This is a genomic window from Arthrobacter sp. H41 (assembly GCF_000520535.1).
Lineage (GTDB): Bacteria > Actinomycetota > Actinomycetes > Actinomycetales > Micrococcaceae > Arthrobacter_D.
In genome coordinates this window covers 13,063-14,074 of the sequence record NZ_KI914832.1, presented here as the reverse complement: position 1 = coordinate 14,074, position 1,012 = coordinate 13,063, and the positions used below count along the sequence as shown (strand labels likewise).

General features: G+C 70.9%; 1 pseudogene. It reads right to left on the bottom strand.

Annotated features, from left to right (window positions below):
* Positions 1 to 1,012, bottom strand: a pseudogene (locus Y705_RS20430) (ferredoxin); the annotation flags it as partial.

Here is a 1,012-nt window from a genome sequence, read left to right as displayed (position 1 = left end):
CCCAGCCACAGCTGGCGGGTCGGGGCGGAGGACTTCGGCTCGCCGATGACGGACGGCTGCGTGGCGGACTCGAAGCCGGCGGCGGTGGCGGCAGATACGCCGGCGGAAATGCCTTCGGCCAGTACGTCCGCGAGTTCAAAGCTGCCGCGGCCGGAGCCAATGGTTTGCTGGTTCGGGACCACGGTGCTCGGCACGAAAGCGGCCAGCTCATCGTCCCAGCGCAGCTTGCCCTGCCGCTGGGAGTGGAGGTGCACCAGCGGGCTCCAGCCGCCGGAGACTGCCAGCAGGTCGCAGGCGATCTCTTCGACGCCGGAGGTGAGTTCGCCGTCGTCGTTGATGCTGCGGACGGTGACGGTGTTCAGGCGGCCGGTGCCGTTCGCAGCGGTATTGGCCACCGCGCTGCCGATCAGCACCCGGGTGCCGGCGCCGACGGCGGCGGCGGCCACCTTCGTGAGGCTCGGGCGGGCGTCGACGACGGCCGCCACCTCGACGCCGGAGGCGCGCAGGTCCGCGGCGAGGGCGTAGGCGCTGTCGTTGGTGGTGCTGATGACCACGCGGTGCCCGGCGGCGACGGCGTAGCGGTTGAGGTAGCTGCGGACGGCGGAGGCCAGCATGATCCCGGGGCGGTCGTTGTTCTCGAAGACCAAGGGGCGCTCGTGGGCGCCGGGTGCCAGCACCACCTGATTGGCACGCACGTGCCAAATACGCTGACGGGAGACGCCGGGTGCCGCCGGGCTGGACAAGTGGTCGGTGCGGTTCTGGACAGCGATGACGTAGTTGGCGTCGTAGGCACCGAAGGCGGTCGTGCGGTTCAGGACGGTGGACTCGGCACCGGAAACCAGTTCGGCTTCGACGTCCGCCGCCCATTCCAGGGCCGGCTTGCCTTCAATGATCTCGGCCAGGCCAGGAGCCGTGGACCCTGACAGGAGCGAGCCGCCCAACTCGGGCTGGTCGTCCATCAGGATCACCCGGGCGCCGGTGCGTACGGCCTCGCGAGCGGCGGCCAGGCCGG